This is a genomic window from Candidatus Cryosericum odellii, from assembly GCF_003570935.1.
GTDB lineage: Bacteria > Caldisericota > Caldisericia > Cryosericales > Cryosericaceae > Cryosericum > Cryosericum odellii.
This window is the reverse complement of the sequence record NZ_QXIU01000153.1, coordinates 1-17,091: the sequence shown is the minus strand read 5'-3', so window position 1 is coordinate 17,091 and position 17,091 is coordinate 1. Positions and strand designations below refer to the sequence as shown.

Annotated in this window: 15 protein-coding genes; 11 read left to right on the top strand and 4 right to left on the bottom strand. The window is 58.4% G+C overall.

All coding sequences use genetic code 11. The features are described from left to right. The first annotated feature begins 36 nt into the window (after positions 1 to 36). The 7 genes from SMC5_RS06410 to SMC5_RS06380 all read left to right on the top strand — a co-directional run bounded on the left by SMC5_RS06410 (position 37) and on the right by SMC5_RS06380 (position 8,882). Positions 37 to 3,594 carry a M14 family metallopeptidase gene (locus SMC5_RS06410; protein ID WP_119120045.1) on the top strand — a complete coding sequence of 1,186 codons (3,558 nt, stop codon included), beginning with the start codon at positions 37 to 39 and terminating at the stop codon, positions 3,592 to 3,594. Positions 3,595 to 4,037: 443 nt separating this feature from the next. Beyond that, positions 4,038 to 4,712 (top strand): DUF969 domain-containing protein, encoded by a 675-nt coding sequence (locus SMC5_RS06405; protein ID WP_119120044.1) that lies wholly within the window; start codon positions 4,038 to 4,040, stop codon positions 4,710 to 4,712. Positions 4,713 to 4,727: 15 nt separating this feature from the next. Then, positions 4,728 to 5,672 carry a DUF979 domain-containing protein gene (locus tag SMC5_RS06400; protein ID WP_119120043.1) on the top strand — a complete coding sequence of 315 codons (945 nt, stop codon included), beginning with the start codon at positions 4,728 to 4,730 and terminating at the stop codon, positions 5,670 to 5,672. 68 nt (positions 5,673 to 5,740) lie between these two features. Next, a complete protein-coding gene (pcp, locus tag SMC5_RS06395) occupies positions 5,741 to 6,385 on the top strand; it encodes a pyroglutamyl-peptidase I (protein ID WP_119120042.1) in 645 nt (214 codons plus the stop codon). Positions 6,386 to 6,388: 3 nt separating this feature from the next. Next, a complete protein-coding gene (locus SMC5_RS06390) occupies positions 6,389 to 7,357 on the top strand; it encodes a M29 family metallopeptidase (RefSeq protein ID WP_119120041.1) in 969 nt (322 codons plus the stop codon). A 199-nt stretch (positions 7,358 to 7,556) separates the two neighbouring features. Further along, entirely contained in the window at positions 7,557 to 8,258 is a 702-nt protein-coding gene (locus SMC5_RS06385; RefSeq protein ID WP_119120040.1) for a pirin family protein, read from the top strand. Positions 8,259 to 8,498: 240 nt separating this feature from the next. Continuing rightward, positions 8,499 to 8,882, top strand: coding sequence for a DUF1294 domain-containing protein (locus SMC5_RS06380; protein ID WP_119120039.1), 384 nt, complete (start codon positions 8,499 to 8,501; stop codon positions 8,880 to 8,882). A 478-nt stretch (positions 8,883 to 9,360) separates the two neighbouring features. On the opposite strand, the gene SMC5_RS06375 is transcribed toward SMC5_RS06380, so the two are convergent. Continuing rightward, positions 9,361 to 10,275 (bottom strand): DUF4829 domain-containing protein, encoded by a 915-nt coding sequence (locus tag SMC5_RS06375; RefSeq protein ID WP_165846289.1) that lies wholly within the window; start codon positions 10,273 to 10,275, stop codon positions 9,361 to 9,363. A gap of 394 nt (positions 10,276 to 10,669) precedes the next feature. Here SMC5_RS06375 and SMC5_RS06370 point away from each other — a divergent pair, with 394 nt between their 5' ends. The 4 genes from SMC5_RS06370 to SMC5_RS06355 all read left to right on the top strand — a co-directional run bounded on the left by SMC5_RS06370 (position 10,670) and on the right by SMC5_RS06355 (position 13,697). Beyond that, positions 10,670 to 11,272 (top strand): TetR/AcrR family transcriptional regulator, encoded by a 603-nt coding sequence (locus tag SMC5_RS06370; RefSeq protein ID WP_119120037.1) that lies wholly within the window; start codon positions 10,670 to 10,672, stop codon positions 11,270 to 11,272. Further along, a complete protein-coding gene (locus SMC5_RS06365) occupies positions 11,269 to 12,255 on the top strand; it encodes an NAD-dependent epimerase/dehydratase family protein (protein ID WP_119120036.1) in 987 nt (328 codons plus the stop codon). Before SMC5_RS06370 ends, SMC5_RS06365 begins: the two co-directional genes overlap by 4 nt. 101 nt (positions 12,256 to 12,356) lie before the next feature. Further along, a complete protein-coding gene (locus tag SMC5_RS06360; RefSeq protein WP_119120035.1) occupies positions 12,357 to 12,698 on the top strand; it encodes a DUF3795 domain-containing protein in 342 nt (113 codons plus the stop codon). A gap of 72 nt (positions 12,699 to 12,770) precedes the next feature. Then, complete coding sequence (locus SMC5_RS06355; protein ID WP_119120034.1) at positions 12,771 to 13,697, top strand: GNAT family N-acetyltransferase; 927 nt, start codon at positions 12,771 to 12,773, stop codon at positions 13,695 to 13,697. Here the strand turns inward: SMC5_RS06355 and SMC5_RS06350 are convergent, their stop codons facing one another. The 3 genes from SMC5_RS06350 to SMC5_RS06340 all read right to left on the bottom strand — a co-directional run. Then, positions 13,698 to 14,573, bottom strand: coding sequence for an SDR family oxidoreductase (locus tag SMC5_RS06350; protein WP_119120033.1), 876 nt, complete (start codon positions 14,571 to 14,573; stop codon positions 13,698 to 13,700). A gap of 5 nt (positions 14,574 to 14,578) precedes the next feature. Continuing rightward, positions 14,579 to 15,865 carry an AAA family ATPase gene (locus SMC5_RS06345; RefSeq protein ID WP_119120032.1) on the bottom strand — a complete coding sequence of 429 codons (1,287 nt, stop codon included), beginning with the start codon at positions 15,863 to 15,865 and terminating at the stop codon, positions 14,579 to 14,581. After that, on the bottom strand, positions 15,862 to 17,091 hold a 1,230-nt coding region (locus SMC5_RS06340; protein WP_119120031.1), incomplete at its 5' end, for a DUF4910 domain-containing protein. The genes SMC5_RS06340 and SMC5_RS06345, both read right to left, overlap by 4 nt.

Genomic DNA, 17,091 nt, shown 5'->3' with positions numbered 1-17,091 from the left:
TATCTAAAATGTATAAGAAATTGGTAGGAGGTATCCATGCAATATAAGATTATCATCCGGCGCGGCACTGCTGTTTTCTTGCGCGAATGCGCCGTAGAAGTATCCGCCCTGCTCGGTTTCCGCTCGACTTCCATGGAATTTCCCGTCCTCCGCTTCGAGGATGATGCTGCTGTCCCGGGCGTCCCCGGGCTGCACTTCTTCCTCCAGATCGCAGCGGGTATGGATTGTGCCTTCAGGATCAGCCGAAATGGTAGCCGTGTCGATCTGCTCCTCCGGGACGAGGCGGGGACCGAGGGATTGCTCTACACCCTATGCTCTTCCTTCGATCGGATCGAAGGCAGTGAGGACTTTGAGATATGCGAGGCAGACCCTGTGGAGCCCTCGGGCTCGGGTGACCGTGTCAGTGGCACCGGACCCTTCGCCGAAGCGCGGTGTCCGGGAATTATGGAAGGCGGCTATCATCACCGCCCATCCGTGCAGGGGCTCGAGGCGCTCTTCGAGCGTGAGTACCTCGTCAAGGACGAGGACTACGACTTCCTCCCGGACCGGATCGATGCCTCCATTGCATTGCCCAAAGGATTCGACGACTTCGAACTCAGCGCCGCCTGCGATGTCGCGGCTCGGCTCGGTATGGAGAGCCTGGGGCTCGAGTTGCCCATCCTGGCACGGGAGGGGCGCCCTCGCAGCGCGCTGATATGGATCGGGCGTTCAGATGTATGTCGAGTTACGTTGCGTGGCGGGCATGGTATGGCGGGGACTGCGGGAGAGACGCGGATCATCGATCTGCTCGGCGAGGGCGAGGCCCTCGCATCCATGGCCTCGACCCTCTGCGGCCGCTTTCCCGGTACCGGCGATCTCTCCCCTCTGGATGACGTCTGCGCGGACGTTCGACGCGCCGTCACGTTCCGGAGCCTCGACGGTCAACTCGCCTGGCTCGACGCGTCGGGTGCGCCTGCGGGGACCGTGGCGTATGTCGAGCCGGGCATCGAATCGCGGCGGCCAGCGCTGGAGGCTCGCTTTCCAGGAGTCGAGTTTCGGAACCGCGGAACTCTCGAGCCCATATGCAATCGCGAGATTGAGCTTCCTTGGGAATTGGATATGTGCCACACCCTGCTGGAGGAGGTCTATCCGAGGCTGGGAGCGGAGGAGGGCACCGAGATTCTCGTTGTCATCAGCGAGGACCGTCCGACCTGTGCAGCGCTCGAAAAGGAAATTCGGGCCGCAGCTATCGCACGCGGAGCTCGATTCCCCCGAGTTCGAGTCGTCTGCGCTTTCAAGCAGGGGCTCAGTTGGATGCGCGACTATGTGTTGCCAGAACTGGTTGCGCTGGGCGGTGTCGATTCGGTGGAGGTAGGATTCTCCGTTTTCCTGCCCGAGGGGCGCGAAACTTGGACGGACGAGGATGGGGCTACGCCGAAGATCAGCGCGAATCGCCCGTCCGACCCAGATGCCTGGTTTGAGTCGCCTATCCGTCTTCTGCAGGAGCTCTATCCTGTCGATGACTTGGTTGCTGCAGCTCTCGGCATAGGGCGCGAGCATGTTAGGTTTTCTGTCCTCGCTCACACCGGCGTTCTGGGCTACAGAATCGTCGCGCGGGACCGCAGTGGTGCTGTGGTCTATGATGACACGTACGACGTGTCTGTGGCGGAGCGTCCCTACCTTGACGACTTTCCTGAGATTGGCAAGGTGCATCCGGGTACCGGCCGGGTGACCTTGTCCAGACACGGGAAACGGATGTGGGAAGGGCGTTTCAAGACCGATATGGAGAATGTCTGGGATGCATATCAGCGCGATGTTCTCCCTGCGTGTCGGTCGCTTGCTGAACGTTCCTGCGGTGGAAAGGCGACCGCTGCTGGCCAGCCTTTCTTTGCCCAGCTCAGGGTCGAGGTCGAGGCGAGCGAGCCCGACGAGGCTCTGGGGATCCGGCACGACCGGATATCCTCCCTGGAGTCGCTCCACGAGGACATCTACTTCGCTGGTCTCGACTACTTCCAGACACTCGGCGTCAAGGCCGAGGGCAAGGGCTTCGACTTCCCGGGGCTCATCCTTCCCGTTATCCGCAAGGGCATTGGGAAGCCACAGATGAGATTTTCGATCTTAACGGAGCACCCGGGCGGTGCCGCCTTCGAGATGCGGGGAGAACGCGAGGTGCCCACCTATGCTGCCATCGCGGATGACGACGCTGTCGAGGTCTTCGTCGAGGAATTGAGCTACGATCCTTCGTGTGGGGCTTTCTCACCGCTGATCCACATCCATGTCCCGGAGCCTGCTGGGCAGGAGGGCAGGGCCAGGGTCGCCGACCCGGCTGCTTTCCTGCGCTCCTACGCGCGTCTCCTATCTGAGGGATTGCTTGACGCGTCGCGTCACGCCGCCGGAATTCCTCTGCTGCGCTTTGCCCTGGTGGATGGGTCCGTCGTGGACGTTGTCCCGCCGGCCATGGAGACTGATTCCCCCGTCCAGGACATCTGTGACATCGACCTCATGGAAGGCAAACTCATCGGGTGCGATGAGTATCGTGCGATCGCTGAAAGACTCAAACATGTTGAGGGCATACGTGTTCGCAAGGTCGCCGAGAGCCGCCAGGGGAGGAATATCTTCGCGATTGAGTTCCCGCCGCAATTGCCCGGCTACATCTCAAGAACCAAGCTCGTTGCATCTCGGCCTACTGTGTACATTAACGCGCGGCACCATGCAAACGAAGTCTCGTCCACGAATTCGGCCTTAGCGCTCGTAAGCACGCTCCTCACCGACAAGGCGTATGAGAGTGTCGCGGACAAAGTGAACATCGTCATCGTCCCCCTTGAGAACGCTGATGGTGCTGCGATTCATTACGATCTGGCTACCGACAACCCGGAATGGATACTTCATACGGCGCGCTATAACTCTCTTGGCAGGGAATTCGCCTATGACTATTTCCACGACGCTACGCCTCACACGGAGGCTCTCGGCTTCACGCAGGTCTGGCGCGACTGGCTTCCGGACGTTGTCATGGACGATCACGGAGTGCCGAACCATGAATGGTGTCAGCAATTTTCGGGCTACACATCACCCTGGTTCAAGGGATTCTGGATGCCCCGCGCCCTCATGTACGGCTACTTCTGGTACGTGACCGACGAGGCATACGCCGGAAACAAGGTATTGGCCGAACGTATCCAGGAAGCGTTCGCTGATAGAATCGGGTCGAGAAGCGAGTGTCGATCGTTGAACGCTGAGTGGCGCGACCGCTTCGAGAAGTACGCCCATGCCTGGATGCCCAGGCTTTTCCCCGCGGAGTACTACAAGGACGTTATCTTCTATTGGGTACCGTACGCCTACAAGCCCGACTATCACTACGTGTCCGTGAGATACCCGTGGGTGACGGCGTCTAGTTTCGTGACAGAGATCTCGGATGAAGGGGCGAGGGGCGAATATCTCGGGCTTTGCGCGCGCACGCATGAGGCGGGGGACCTGGCCGTGATCGATCTCCTCCGCTCTCTGGACACGCAGGTGGAGAGCGAAGTCCGGCGCGGAGGCGTGGCCGCATCGACCGGCGGCTGGACCGTATCGGCCCGTCTTGCGCGGAAGAGGCCTCCTGCAGGCGCACGCAACGGATAATTTTCTCCTGGCTTCACACGTATGGCTGTGTTGCGTTGGCTGATATTGCTTCTCTCAACAGTGTCTGACTGGTATGTATAGTATCAAAACATCAAAGATACAGACCGGAAAGGAATGGCTGTGAAAACCTACAGAGGCACATGCTCCTGGGCTTTTGACATTAAATGAAAAAAGTGCTAGCGTAAAGAAGTTAGAATCAATCGCGGGTGCAAAGGAGGCCAAAGACAATGCGCCTTTTACTCGAGGTTCTGTTGAGAGAGAGAAAAACGGGGAGGTTCTGGAGTGTCAACTTGTAATCGTATCTTGAAGTCAAGGCACATAATCGAATTGGTTTCCGCAGTGATTCCTGGCACCTTGCTTGGCTTCAATGCTTCCTTTGACATGGATCAGAACGGAAGTGGCAACTACCGGAAGGACACCAAACGTTTCCTGAGGAGGAGAGAGTGATCAAACTCATTGGTATTGCGATTGTCATTATTGGCTTCGCATTAAAGTTCGACAACATCGGGATCATCCTGGTTGCTGCCCTCGTAACCGGCCTCGTGGGGGGGATGAACGTCGGAAAGGTTCTCCAGGTCTTGGGGGACAGCTTCGTCGCAAACAGGGGAATGTGTATCTTCATCCCGATCTTCCTTGTGACAGGGACTCTAGAACGTAACGGTCTCAAGGAGACTGCGGCTAAACTCATCGGCAAGGTCAAGAATGCAACGGCTGGTGTTGTCATCAGCGCCTACGGGGTCCTCCGCCTTGTTCTTGCCGCGTTCAACGTGAGCCTTGGTGGTTCCGCCGGCTTCGTCAGACCTGTGGTCGTACCGATGGCCAGAGGTGCCGTTGAGGACAAGTATGGCAAGGTCAACGAAGATCATCTCGAGGAAATCAAGGGCATGGGAGCCGGGATGGAGAATATCACTTGGTTCTTCGGCCAGGTTCTCTTCGTTGGTGGCTCCGGTGGACTCCTCGTCCAAGCCACGCTCAAGAGCGCCGGCTACGACGTCAGTCTGCTCGACCTGGCGAAGACCGAGATACCAGTGGCTATATTCGCTCTCGTCGCGGCCTGTGTCCTGTACATTCTTAAGGATAATCGGCTGAGCAAGAAGTATTACAGCAAGAAAAAGTAGGGGAGGGCGGAGAATATGCAATTCTTCATGGATTCCACAGTCACAATGGGCACAAAGCTCCTCGAAGTTCTCTACATCTTTATGGGTGCCATCGCGCTCTATGCGGGCATTAAGACGCTTCTGGAGAAGGAACACAAATCCAGGGTGCCGACGGCGGTGTTCTGGATTGCCCTTGGCATCGTCTTGGCCTTTGGGCACTGGATTCCCAGCCTTATCAACGGCATCCTCGTCGTCATCATGGCCATACCTGCAGTGTTGCGGATGGTGAAGGCGGGAACGGACACCTCCGCGTCGAAGGAATACACGAGGGCCGCGTCGGACAAGATCGGGTACAAGATCTTTATCCCGACCTTGATGATGGGGGTTGGTGCGATCGTTTTCGCCATCTTTACGAAGATCAGTGCCCTCGTTGGCGTTGGCGTTGGCGTTGTCGTGGCGATGATCATCCTTATGGTCTTCTCTAAGGACAACACACCGAAGGTGTTTTTCGATGATTCCAAACACCTCCTCGACATGGTCGGACCACTGTCCATGTTGCCGATGTTGCTTGCCTCACTCGGCGCGATATTCACCGCGGCCGGCGTCGGTCCGGTCATTGCTGGCTACGTTGCCAATGTAATTCCCAAGGGAAACGTGAACGTCGGTATCATCGTCTTCGCCATTGCGATGGCTCTCTTCACGATGATCATGGGCAACGCCTTCGCGGCTATCACCGTAATCACGGTCGGTATCGGCGTCCCCTTCGTTTTGGCGTATGGCGCGAATCCAACGGTCATCGGCATGTTGGCCCTGACCTGCGGCTACTGCGGGACTCTCTGCACGCCCATGGCGGCGAACTTCAACATTGTTCCCGTGGCGATACTCGACATGAAAGGTCGCTACAATGTCATTAAGAACCAGCTAATCGTAGCAGGTCTCCTGCTGATATTCCAGATCGGCTACATGCTCATCGCGAAGTAAGGCCAGGTCATTCTTGCCAAGCCCTGGCGCGTGCGCCAGGGCTTGCTATCATTCAGGAGGGAAAAGCAATGCGCATCCTCATCACTGGCTTTGATCCATTTGGAAACGATACTGTCAATCCCGCATACGAGGCGGTGAAGCTCCTTCCGGACCGCATCTCCGGGGCCGAGATCGTGAAGCTTGAGATCCCCACTGTCTTCGGTAAGTGTGACCACGTCGTCCACGATGCCATCCTCGCGCACAAGCCCGACATCGTGCTTTCGGTAGGCCAGGCGGGCGGCCGATTCGACATCAGCGTAGAGCTCGTTGCCGTCAACATCGCCGACGGCAGGATACCCGACAACGAGGGCAACCAGCCCACAGGCCAGACCATACGCGAGCGAGGCGAGAACGCCTACTTCGCCACCCTGCCGGTCAAGGCTATGGTCGACAGGATCCGGGCGAGGGGCATCCCCGCGAGCGTTTCGTATACCGCCGGCTCCTACGTCTGCAACTACATCATGTACTGCGTGCTCCACATGGTCGCGACCGAGTTTCCCGGCCTCAAGGCCGGTTTTATCCACGTGCCCTTCATGCCGTCCCAGGCAATCGGCAAACCTGCAAACACACCGACGATGTCCATCGAGACCACCGCTGCGGCGATCGAAGCTGCAGTCGAGGCCATCGTGGAGGGCGGGGCTGGTCCGGAGAGGGCCGAAGGAGCGATCAGCTGAAGCATGAGCATCACCATGACAGATGGGGCCAGAATCGTCGTCCGCGACTGGCTCCGCATTAAAGAGGGTGAACGCCTCACGATCATTAGCGACGAGCTCCACGTGCCGGAGGCCATGGAGATGCGTGCTCATGCTGCGGTCGCGGGTGCATTGCCCATCCTGGTCATCGTGCCGAGTGCGAGTCCCCAATCCGGCGAGGGATTCGATGCGGGCTGCGTCGCCTTCCTCGGCGCTGACGCGATAATCGGTGCGACCCACAACTCGATAATGACTACGCGTGCGATAAGCGATGCTGTACACGCAGACTCGCGCTTTCTGTCCATCCCTCTTGCCACGAACGACGGCACCTCCCTCCTTGAGGGGGACATGATGACGATGGACCCAGAAGAGGCCCTCGGCCTAGCGCAGAGGATCAAACCCGCCTTCCAGGGAGCGCGAGCAGTGAGAGTCCGAACCGCTCTCGGCACAGACCTCAGGGTCTCGATCGAGGGGAGAACCGGGTCGATTTTCCGTGGGCTCTGCGACCGGAAGGGTATGGCGACCTCGGTGAGTTTCGAGTATTCCATCTCTATCGTGGAAAGCGAGACGCAGGGCTCTATCGTGCTGGACGGGTCCATGGGTTACATTGGTCTCGTCGACGAACCCGTCGCCCTCTCCTTCGAGGGAGGCAGGCTCGTCGATATCGAGAACAACCCATCTGGACGGCGCTTGGCCGATTACGTTCGAGGCTTCGACGACCAGCGCATGTATGTTGCCGGCGAGCTCGGCATCGGCCTCAACACAAAGGCTCGCTGCGAGGGTCGCTCCTACATAGAGGACGAGTGCACTTACGGCACTTTCCATATAGGCATGGGGAGGAACATAACCCTCGGAGGGCAGCACTACGCTAATGGACACTTCGACCTTATCACACGAGAGCCGGACATTACCGTAGACGACGCGCTGATCATGGCGAAGGGCGAAATAATCTGATCCTCTATCGGCCAACGGGGTGAAGGCTGAAGCAATCCACCCCAGAGTGCTGCGCATTCAGGTCACTTGTTTGACTCGGGGCGCGTTCCCTCTATACCTGTGACAGACGAAAACATGTGACGAATGCCCGTCCTAAACATCAGGGTCGGACAACAGGAATCCTGCAGGTTTTTTTACAGTTGTCATAAGGGGGTCTGACATGGCCACCCGCATACCGGCACAGGAACGTCATTTTGTCGACCTGTCATGGATGCAGGCCTATTGGCTCTTTTCATACGGCGAGTGGTTTGTACCAGACAATGTGCGCCTGGGCATGCTGCGCGCCTTCAACGACGACCTGATCCAGTCGAGGGAAGGCTTCGGGATGCATCTCCATGAGGAGCTGGAGATCGTCACGATCATGCTGATGGGACAACTGACCATAACCGATGATGCCGGGGAGCGCACGACTATCCATGCAGGTGAGGTACACCGCATCTCTACCGGTACGGGGACGCGGCACATGGAGAAGAATGAGGAGAGCGATCCGGCCCGATACTATCAGATCTGGATCTTCCCGGACAAGCCTGGGCTGACACCATCGCACGAAGAGAAGGACTTCACGCAGATGTCGCGGCAGGACCGGTTGCTGACGGTGGCTTCTGGCAAGGGACAGCCCAGTGCGGTGACGTTGCATGCCGACGCCTCCGTCTCACTGTCGGTGTTTTCTCCAGCCTTTACGCTTGAGTACCCCATCACGGGTGACCGGTGTGTCCTGCTGTATGTGACGTCCGGGTCCATTTCACTCAACGGCACCCTCTTGGAACAAGGAGACCAGGGACGAGTGACTGGAGAAACCAAGACGCTTTCCCTTGCCTCGGCAACGGGCGGGAGCTTCGTCTTCGTAGACGCTTCTGCCTGACCACCATTTCATCTCTGCCGACGGCGTCACTTCCCTGTCCTGAAGACGCCGGTGAGCTCCCCGTCACGTGCAATGCGACGGGGTTCTTTGTATCATAACCTGGAGAGCCTACACGTCGAGTCAGTGTGAACAAAGGAGTGCAAGGATGATCATGACCAGTCTGATCGACAATTCGTTTACCGTGCAGGCTCTGGCCGCCAAGGTCCGCGAGACACTGGGCGGCGGGGAGCAAGGAGGACAATGACTGTCGTTGCCCGTGCTCGTCGTCGTACCATGACCGATGCGTTGGTTCTCACGCTGGGGCTGACTGTCACAGGTATGTTCCTGCTGCATGGCTTCCTGGCTGCGCTCGACTGGGTGCAGTCGTGGTTACTGGCTGTCACGGCCATCACGTTTCTTACCTATGGCTATGACAAGTTGGTTGCCGGGACTGGGGCAACCCGTGTACCAGAGAGGGTCCTGTTGACACTGGCGTTTGCGGGCGGTACCGTCGGGGCACTCCTTGGCATGCGGCTGTTTCACCACAAGACCAGCAAAGAAAGCTTCCTGGAACGGTTCTGGCTGGTCGTCGCCGTTCAGGTTGTGGCCGTCGCTGGCTGGTACCTCTTCCTGCGCCCGCGCTGACGACTCCTTTACACAAACCGACCGCATCTGCGAACAGCGCCTCCTGGACTAAAGCATTAAAGTATTGATATTTCGTGCCCGGAAACCCGTATCATTGCGTAGGGGTCCGAAATTGCAGCACTTTACCGTGCACCATTTTTGGCAAGGCTGTCAATCAGGCTTCGGGATGGCAACAAGGCAAGAATGACAGAAGAACCAGTCACTGACAAGTGTCATCGCTAATTTAGTTCAATTCCTAAAATCGGGGTTCAATTACCAAAAAGCCGATTCAATATCCGATAGGTAGAACTACAAAGAAGAACAGCTCAGGAATGCCTATGGAACTGAAATCGTAGGGAGATCAAAGAGGCGTGAGCGCCAAAGTGTTGACCGTTCTCAAGTGTTAAGGCACATCGTTTAGTGTGTCGCAATGCTGTGTGGTGCTGCTGAAATCACAGATGCACAGCAACCTTGCTGCTATCTTCTGTTCTCGTAACCTCTACCAATCATACCCGCCGCCCCAGTCATAAATAAGCCATGGCGAGTTTGGATTGTCTCTCTTGAGTAAATAGCCCCAACTAACTCTTCCTTCGTCTATGGACGAACTCTTTCCTTTCTTGTACTTAATCTCAAAGACCACGTTGAAGGTCTTGGTGCCGGGAGCCTCTTGTGAATGCCTCTCGTTGATATCTATCAGTTTCACATAGTCTATTGCGTCAAAACCCCAATTTATGTTCTTTCTGTTCGGCGTCATGCGCTTCTCCATTTCAGCAAGGTTCTTCTCATTCCAGTATTTGAAGTACTCTTCGATGACCTGTTTGGCGGCAATGGATGATGGTTCTTGCTCGAACTGGTCGCTGGGACCATAGAAGAAGGATTCATTTGCTGTGTCTTGTTCAAAGTAGTATGCATTCGGAACATAGATTAGAGGAACTCCCTGCCAGTGAGGTTGGAGAATCCCTGTGACTGTGTAGGTCTGTCCTTTGATGATCGTGGGGGTTGGAACATCTTTCTGAGGAATTGCACTAATGTACGTCATGGTCCCATCAGGCGATCTGTCTGCCTTGTCTGAAAGCGGTTGACAGAGATAGAAAACAACAGACAACTGCTTCTTCGAAGTCTGTCCAGCGAAGGTGACCAGGGTGGTAGTGTCTGCCCGCACCGTTCTGGTGTCGATGACATCCGTTACTTTGAAGGTAGCCTGAATATTTCTTATGTAGGGACTCTTTCCGTCTAGGACAAATGCGGGAACGATACCTTTGTATGGGGTTGCACCATTCTGAATATCTTGAGCCATGGTGTTGCCTTGAGGAACATCAACTGTACCGGTAGTGGCTTTCGGTATGCAGCCAGCTGCAAGAATCAGCCCTGCTACTACAGCTAGTATCAACACGATATGTGAGTTCCTTCTCATTTCATGCCTCCCAACACAGCTTGCCTGTTGACGATGTCTTCGAATCCTGCTGATCATCAAGCCTTCAGCCCGCCGCATCCAGACGGCGTCACAGCGGAGATCATACCCTCTAGAATAAGTGTAACGCGGGGGGCTGTTTTGACTAACCTGGGCGACAAAATGATTGGAAAACGCCGGCCGAACGGAACTATCGTCATCATGCCAAACGCTGATGCAATGAACTTTTCGGACGAAATGATGGTACTATTTTCCATCGCAAATGATCTAACTATTTTCCGAATGATGTGACTTTTTTCCGCGACTCCACCATCGGACTTGACTGCCGCCTTTGTCCAGCGATAATAAGACCAACCGGTCGGTTTGTGAATCTGAGGCTGAACCGTTGGGGGTCACTATGAAACAGGAAGAACGTTCGCAGGAGACACGAAGCCGCATCCTTGCGGCTGCCGAGCAGAGTTTTGCTGAGCACGGCTACGATGTGACCAGCGTCGACAACATCTGTCGCGCCGCTGGTGTCAGCAAAGGCGCATTCTATCATCATTTTCCCAGCAAGGGGTCGGTGTTTGTGGCACTGCTCAATGCCTGGCTGGCAGACCTTGACCAGCAGTTCGCTGCAGCGCAGACGGGCGGTGAATCCGTGCCGCGGCAAGTTGCGGCGATGGCGTCGGGGGTGAACGAGATCTACCACGTGGCTGGCACCAAGTGGAACATCTTGCTTGAATTCTGGGCCAAGTCCAAGGCAGATCCCGAAGTGGCACGCAGCACTGTCGAGATGATTCGCAGATACCAAGGGTTCTTCCAGCAGTTGCTGGATCGCGGCGTGTCTGAAGGGAGCCTGCGGGTCAAGAACTCGAATCTAGCAGCAACCCTTGTGCTCAGCGCCGTGCTGGGGCTGCTGCTCCAGGGTATCCTGGACCCCGAAGGACAGAACTGGGGAGCGCTCATGCAACGCGTACTGTCCATGCTCATGGAGTCCATGAGCGGGAGGAAAACATGAAGGTCCTGGTAACGGGCGCATTTGGAAACGTCGGAACATACGCCGTTGACGAACTGTTGATCCGTGGAGCGACCGTCCGTTGTCTGGACATCCCGTTGCCCCTGTCGAAGCGGAAGGCTCGGCCCTATGCTGGCAAGGTCGAAATCGTTTGGGGCGACATCCGCAACGCGGAGGTCGTCGCACGGGCCGTACAGGGTATCGACGCGATCGTCCACCTGGCCTTTATCATTCCGCCCAAGAGCGAACAGCGCCCTGCATGGTCTGAGACCATCAACGTCGGCGGCACGTGGAACCTCCTGCAGGCCGCGCTCGCGTCGGGGCACAGGCCGCGTGTTGTCTTCAGCTCCTCCATCGCCCTGTATGGTCGTACGCAGCACCTCGCCCCGCCTCGCAAGGCCGACGAGCTGCTTCACCCGTATGAAGACTATGCCTACCATAAGTTGACCTGCGAACACATGCTGCATGCGTCGGGCCTGCCCTGGGTCATTCTTCGCTTTGGAGCCGTCCCTCCCATCGAGTTCGGAGAACTGGACCCGCTCATGTTCGAGGTCCGGATGGACGACCGCATGGAGTACCTTGCGCCCATGGACGCCGGTGCCGCCGCTGCGGCGGCGGCAATGTTACCTGGACTGGAGGGAAAAACACTGATGGTCGCGGGCGGGCCGTCCTGCCAGGTGACCGGACGGCAGTTTATGCAGCGCTCGTTCGACGCGCTGGGCATCGGGATGCTGCCAGAGTCGGCGTTCTCACAGACGCCGTTCCATTGTGACTTTATGGACACTGAGGAGAGCGAACGACTGCTGCACTACCAGCACCACAGCTTTGACGAGACACTGGAGCTCCAGCGGAAGACGCTGGGATGGAAGAAGCTGTTCGTACCCATTGTGCGGCCATTCATCCGTCGGAAGCTACTGGCCATGTCACCCTACTATGCCAGGAAAGTCAGAGCCAGGACGGTGAAACAGCAAACGAGCCCCGACTGAGATCAGTCACGCGTGGCGTTTCCCCCGTGTGACAATATACTGGATGAGTACCTTGCGCAGGTTGTGCCACCACAGGAACTTCGCAGACAAAGGAGAGAGACATGGAGATAATCGCAGCGTGTGGTCTGAATTGCACGACTTGTCCGGCGTACGTGGCCGGTAAGACAGCTGACATGGCATTGCAGGAGAAGACGGCCGCCGAATGGTCGACAGCCTACGGCATCGAGGTCAAACCTGAAGACGTGGTCTGTGACGGGTGTCAGTCGACAGGACCGCGGCTCTTCTCGCACTGCACCGTCTGCGACGTTCGTTTGTGCGCCCACGGCAAGGGCTATTCCACTTGCGCGGAGTGCGGCGAGTACGACGAGTGCAAAACCATCAATGGGTTCTTTGGGTCCTGCCCTGAGGCGAGAAACACCCTGGACAGCCTGAGAGCGAAGTAGCCCGCCCGGTGGCCGCGGTCCCGGATCGCTCCAGGGTATGCGGTGGACTCATGACATACACTGGAGGATCGCATGCCGACTGACGACAACAGCATGATGATAGCAGCTCGGCTTTCGACGCAACAGGTCAGCCAGGTTCGGGCTCTTGCGGACTCGTGCGAAGAGAGAGATGGTTACTCGATGGAGGCCCGTCTGGACATCGGCACGCTGGAGACACGGCCGGAGGGTTCGATCAGTGACGTGCTGTGGTACGAGAGTGGAGAGCTTGTCGGGTTTGCGGGCATGAACAGCTATAGTGACCCCTCGGAAGTCGAGGCAACCATCCTCGTCCATCCCGAGTTTCGCAGGAGGGGCATCGGTCGCTCCATGGCGCGCGCGGTCGTACGGGAATGCCAGAACCGAGGAGTGAGACGATTACTGATCGTCGTGCCACAGGAGTCACGGGAGGGCGCCGGGTTCGCCCACATGATGGGGACGCGGCACTCCCACAGCGAGTACACGATGGACCTTGATGTGAGCCGGATTCCACCATTTGAGCCGATTCACGACGCGGTGGAACTTCGCCCTGCGGGGGCTGAGGATGTGCCCATCATGGCCACAATTGTTGCTTCAGCGTTTGCGGAGCCGGTTGGGGAAGAGGAACAGGCTCTCGTGCGTTTGATGAAGAACTCTACCCGTATCACTTATCTTGCGACACAGGATGGGCGACCGGTCGGCGTCATCCAGTCAGCCGTCAGCGACGGGCGCGCGTTCATCGTACACTTCGCGGTAAGGCCGGAAATGCAGGGACGGGGCATTGGGCGACAGATGTTGATGGCCATTGTCCGCGGCCTGCAAAACAGCGGTGGCACGTGGATCACTATCGAGGTTGAGACAGAGAACCAGAATGCTCTCTCCCTGTACCAGCGGTGTGGCTTCGTGACAGTCAATGCCACGGACTACGAACTGCTGGAACTACCCAGGATCCCCACGGCCCCCGAGCTCCTGTTCGACCACTAACTACGCGCCAGATCCAGCGGATAGACCCGCCAATTCCTCACTGATGCGCCAGAGGCGCTGCTGAGCAGCGACGTCGTACGAAGCGCGCGAGGACCGGACCGCGTGTCTGCGCTGGAAGTAGCGACCGGTGACTCCTTCAACGTCGGGCGACGATGCCAGCCAAACGTTGGTGTCTGCGCCTTCTTCCGGGGTCACGGCGGAAAATCGGTCCATGATCTGTTTGGCCGTCCTGATCAGCCAGCCGCTGTCCATGCAGATGTTCGTGTGCACCAGGCCGGGGTTGACGGCATTGACGGTGACCTCACTTCCTTCGAGGCGTCTCGCCAGTTCGTAGACAAACAGCAGGTTTGCCAGCTTGGACTGCGCATATGCCTGCTGTGAGAAGTAGAAGTGCTCGCCCTGCAGGTTGTCCCAGTGCATGCGCCCACGGCGGTGTTCGTACGAAGACGTCACGATGATGCGTGACGGTGCACTCTCCTGCAGGACGGGAAGCAGGAGGCCGGTGAGCAGGAACGGTGCGAGGTGGTTGACGGCGAAGACTTCCTCGTACCCATCGACGGTGGTGCGTCGTGTCGGGAAGACTGTTCCGGCGTTGGCGACCAGGACATGCAGGCGGTCCCAGCGATCAGTGAACGCTCGTGCCAGACCGCGGACTTCCTCCATCAACGCGAGGTCGGCGCGCAGGAAGTGCACATCGTCGTTACCAGTGCGTTGCGTGATATCTGAGACGAGGTCCTGTCCCCGCTCGGCATTGCGCCCAGTGGCAACGACCGTCGCCCCAAGCGCAGCGAGTGCTTCAGCCGTGACAGCACCCAGGCCACGTGTGGCGCCAGTCACCAGACAGACCTTGCCCACCATCGTCCGCGGTGGTTCCATTCCGGCTACAAAGGCTTGATGGGGGCAGAGTAGACGCGCGCGGCCGGCACACTGACCAGCTCGCGTTCTGGATAACGCAGCGCCGTCAGGCTGCCTCCGTGGACGCAACCGGTGTCGATGTTGATGGTGTTTCCGACCCATACTGCTTCGGCGACGGGCAGGTGCCCCCACACAACCAGAGCGTCACCTTTGTACGCATGCGCCCAGTCAGCGAGAACCTTCAGTCCGAATGCATCCCGCTGGCCCGTCGGCGTGCCAAACAGGGCGACGTCGCGCACTCGCGGTGAGTCGATGCCATGAAACTCCAGCGGCAAGCCCGCATGAGCCACGACCAGGGCATCACCGTCCAGGATGAGGTGCGAAGGCAGCCCGTCCAGAAACTCGCGGACAAGCGCCTGCATTTCCTCGCCCGCTGCACCCAGCTCCTGCAGCGTGCGGTCGAGTCCATTGCTGATCTTGACTGGGGCTCCCTGCAACGCCCTGAGCAGCTTGTCGTCGTGATTGCCGAGCACGGTCAGGGCAGCGCCTGAGCGGACCATCGCTATGACGACCAGGAGCGTACGGACATTGTCGGGTCCGCGGTCCGTGAAGTCGCCGACGAAGACGGCCGTCCTGCCCTCGGGCGCCGTGATGCGTGGGATCAGCGCGGAAGGGTTCTCAACCTTGTAGCCCATGATCCTGAGCAGTGACAGGAGTTCGTCACAGCACCCGTGAACGTCCCCGATGACGTCGAACGATCCGGTCTTGTCGCACCGCATCGATGACGAGGGGCAGGCGGGCGCCCCGAAGGCGTCAGCCTCTTCTGCCGACCGGAGGACGATGACAGGGTCGAAGCCCTCATGACTCAGCACACCTTCGCTGACGGGCGCCTGGGCGTACTGGCGGTCTACGACGAAGTCGCCTACAACGCGGTCCACTCGCTGCCGGTTGCGCTCCTTGCACACCTGCGGCGGAAGCTCAAACAGGATAGCAGCGCACGGACGGTGATACCGCGCTGCGAGCTCCAGCAGAGGTCGGCGTGCCTTTGCCTGCACGTTCGTGGCATCAACGACTGTGAGGCGGCCGGCATGCAAGCGTTGTTCGACGATACAGTGCAGGACCGCAAATGCGGCTGTGGTTGCGGCCTGGTCCGCTTCGTCGTCGGCGACCATGGCGCGGCAGGCGTCGGACGACACAATCTGGGCCGGCTTGAAGTGTTTCTGTGCAAAGGTTGACTTGCCGGATCCGGACGGGCCGATGAGGACGACGAGTGCCCCCTGCGCGATGCTGGGTCCTGAGAGTTGTGTAGTCATGGAAGAAGGTACCCCTTTGCTATCAAAAGGTCGAGATAGTGCCGTGCTGCGTGGACAGCGGCGGCCGGCGCGTCGAATTCTGCGGTGGCCAGTTTCAGGGCGTCTTCGCGTTCTACGCCCAGCTGGATGAAGTTGACGACTTCTGCCTTGAGGTGGTACCAGCAGGGGAAGTCGCGTATCAGACGGTCATTCCACTGGAGGTCGTCCGGGGTCATCCACACCTCCTCAATGGGGCCGATGGCAGGGACCCTTGGCTGGAATTCCGGCATGGGAGAGGTCGTGCCCGCCGCAGCCAGTTCAGCGCGGACGACCGGGGTGTCGGTGGTCTCCTGCAGCGCGAGGAGTGCGGCACGGGTACGCCGAGCCACCCAGTCCCGTATCAATGGATCGCTGTACCGTACGCTGTCTGTCAGTCCCTGTTCACGTATGCGAGCTGCGACTACTGCGGCGCGCTCGTCCGGGATCCCGGTGATAAGGTCCGCGAGAGTATCCAGAACGCCACGGCCTATCCACTCGAAGGACTGGACGCTGGACTTGTCCGGCGTGTCGTCGCTGGAGTGATAATAGCGGTCGGGCCACTGGGTCAGCGAGAGAGCAGGGACGTGGACACTTGCGTCGTTGAGAATGGCGTGGTCGGAACCCCAGGTGAACCCAGTGAGTGTCAGGCGGAAGTCGTGAGTGGTCAAGTTGACGGCCATAAGGTCCGCAATGAACGACGGCAGTGACCACGGCGTCGCGGTGACTTCCAGGGTGGAGCCGGTTTTCGTCTGGTCTTCGCCGACCATGTCGATGTTGATGGCACATGCCAGATCGGGTTTCTGGTCGGCAAACCACGCGATTGTGCCATAGAACTCGGGCATCCACAGGGCAATGACCTCTTGCTCCAGCGGCACGCTCTGGAGGACACGCACCAGTTCGGCCAGCAGTGTGGCTCCGCTGGCGTTGTCGTTCGCGCCCGGCCGGGGATGACACAGGTGCGCCAGAAGGAGGATGGGCTTCCGCGCTCCGGGCGTACCCACGTGAGTTTCCAGCACCTGCAGGTCGCCCGTTCCGGCGTCAATGTCGAAGAAGGCGTCGACTTCGATGACCTCTTTCCCGACCATGTCCTGCAGATGTTTGAACGTACGGTGGCTGACGTTGAAGCCGAAGCCCTCGCCCTGTGACTCAGAGCCGAAGGAAGTATAGTTCACAGTATCGGGCATCTCTTCAGGTGTTCGGCCGATGCG